This window comes from Aequitasia blattaphilus, from assembly GCF_024721305.1.
Lineage (GTDB): Bacteria > Bacillota > Clostridia > Lachnospirales > Lachnospiraceae > Aequitasia > Aequitasia blattaphila.
The window spans coordinates 1-2,592 of sequence record NZ_JAMXOD010000052.1; the positions used below are offsets into that span (position 1 = coordinate 1).

The 2,592-nt window shown below is 36.3% G+C and carries 3 protein-coding genes; all 3 read right to left on the reverse strand.

Annotation, left to right across the window (positions count from 1 at the left end; genetic code table 11):
• A partial coding sequence (gene terS / locus NHH15_RS15355; RefSeq protein WP_262067527.1) for a phage terminase small subunit occupies positions 1 to 598 on the reverse strand: 598 nt, incomplete at its 3' end.
• Positions 599 to 717: 119 nt separating this feature from the next.
• Positions 718 to 1,305, reverse strand: coding sequence for a hypothetical protein (locus NHH15_RS15360; RefSeq protein ID WP_262067528.1), 588 nt, complete (start codon positions 1,303 to 1,305; stop codon positions 718 to 720).
• A 136-nt stretch (positions 1,306 to 1,441) separates the two neighbouring features.
• Positions 1,442 to 2,392: a DUF4747 family protein gene (locus NHH15_RS15365; RefSeq protein ID WP_262067529.1), complete on the reverse strand. Its 951-nt coding sequence runs from the start codon at positions 2,390 to 2,392 to the stop codon at positions 1,442 to 1,444.
• Between the last annotated feature and the right edge of the window lie 200 nt (positions 2,393 to 2,592).

Genomic DNA, 2,592 nt, shown 5'->3' on the forward strand with positions numbered 1-2,592 from the left:
CCCAATTCTTGTTCAACATCTCGTCGTACTGCTTTATCAGGTTCCTAAGTTCTGCCTGTGCCTTTGCCTGAGCTTGCAAAAAGCTACCCTGCTTATCCCAGGCATACTGAATCTCCCACTTTTCTCCGGAGACGTTCCCTCGTTTCTTTTCAATCTTCGATTTGGTTTTATCGTCTTTATCCTTGACGTACATAATCTGCTGTGCCCGAATGATACCAGCATTAGCAATCTGTATCTGGTCCCACAATAGGTCCAAAGGATCCTGAGACATCTCCTCGATAATGGCCAATGTCTCTTTTGGGAGGTACCGGGAAAAGAGACCATGCTTTCTGGCATTCTGATTCCCCACAGGTGCACCATGACCAGCAGCATTTCTACTTCCCTTTGGAGCACCTCTTTTTCCCTTTTTCTTTTTCCGAACGTTCGCTTTAATTTTATCCGAACGTTCGCTTTCTTTTAGTCCCCATCCATAGGTATGCTTCCACCTCCGGACGGTTCCTTCCGGAACACTTAGTTGACTTGCAATCTCAACCAAGGATATGCCGGCATTGAATAGCTCCTCTGCTTTATATGAATTTTCATTTCTTGCTTTTGGCAATCACCTCACCTCTGTTTCTGTATACTGTTCCAATGACCTACGCATTACGAATGCGTTGCTCTACCACTATTTTTAGGTATTATAAAAGCACCCGGTTAGGGGTGCTTAGGGGTTATTCATTATTGTTTCTTAATGCCGTAATAATTCTTTAAATACTGTTTCACTTCACTACTATTTGCAATGTTTGTATTGTCAATCATTTTATCAAGCTCTCGTAGATATTCATCTCTATCAATATCTTTGTCCCTCAACATCAGCGCCAATAAATAATCTATGCGTAATTCGTTAGCAATATCAACCGTAGTTTTGCTCGATTTTATAATATTATTTACGCCATTTTTTATATTATTTATCTCAATACAATTGCCTATCAGCGCTAAAATATACAGCATATTGAATATAAAATGATATGTAACAAGGACAAACAATATATTAAATACATTTTCACTCAATCCAACCTGAGGACTACAGATTACTAAATATATACATACAAAATAAATAATCTGAACACACAGGTTGAGCGCCGAAAATTCAAAATGCGACAAAGTTCTATTAACAACGTCGTTCTTGTCTATTTTCAATAGTAGGGCATTTAACTCCGGGGAAAGAAGAGATACGATAATTGCTATACCAGCTAACGATATTCCTAACAAGCCTATTTCTCCTCCAGCAAGTGTGAGTAGTATTTGAGCCACTCCATCTTGCATATAAATAAAATTCCTATATATCCCTATCGTTTCTAAAAAAAAGTAGGATATTATCAATGTTAATATAATGCTAACATATACTTCAAAACACTCAAGTGCGTAATAATCCCTATATCGCTTAAACTCTCTTATCCGCTTAATCATTAGATTCCTCTCTATGTAACTTGTCTATAAATATTCTCCAAATAGTATCCTTGCACGCTGTAACAAATTCTTCTGAAGATGCTCCATCAGGAACAACTGTCGTAACCGGTCTTTTTTCCATCGTTGTATATACATTACCTTTAAGAGAAGTGGCTTCCACAACAGCGTAACTGTTTTTCGTCGCATCCTCAGCACTTATACCTTGAGTTAAATTGCCGACCATATTGATATTTTTTTTAATCTCATCGGCTTTAATATTGAGCCCTACTTTACCATCTGTATCGAACACAGTACTCATCGTATGAGCATTTGCTTCTTTGAGCTGTTCTGCTACGTCTGTTACCCTTTCTCTTATCTCTTCCAACATTATGTCATCTGCTGGATTAGGCAGCCTAAATTTAAATTTGAGCTCTTTTATATTTTTAATTTCATCTAATTCTTTCTCAATTTCTTTTATATCCATTCCCTCATTGTACAGATTTACCGTAAATCTTAGTGGTGATTCATTTTCTTCCATACATTGATTGACAAGAGCTTCGAATGCATCAATAAACTCACTGCGCCCAAACCGAAGTCGTGTATGAAATGCAACCATTTCTCTATTGGCATCATAATAAAATGTTACTTCTTCCATTGTGGGAACGGAATGCGATTCCAACTCGTTTGTTGTTGCATTAAGATCTTTATAAAAGAGACGTGTAGACTTTATTATCCTCCCTATAATATGATCGTCCTTCTTGGTTCCAATCATTAACCTAAAATTTGTCTTAACTGGATACTTATTCCCATTTTCATCCTTTTTAAACTCTTCAATTTCATAGTTTCTATTATGCTTTAAAAAGGCAAGTATGCTTGCTCTCATCTTATCAAAAGCTGCTTCCTCGCCATACATATTCAATAATTCTACAGACTCTAAATTTAATTTTGCAAAAAATATTACCATTTTCTTTTTTTCCTCCACACACGTTGTTTAGTTAATAATATAACTAATCGTGTATGATTGCAATATATTTGATGCAATCGGAAGAGAGTCTTTGTATTATACCTTCTACCAAACAAACGTTCAAGGGGTAATATTTACTAAAAAAGAACCCTATATTTCTACAGAGTTCTTTCAGTGTGTGGGTTGGGATTACTCCCAAA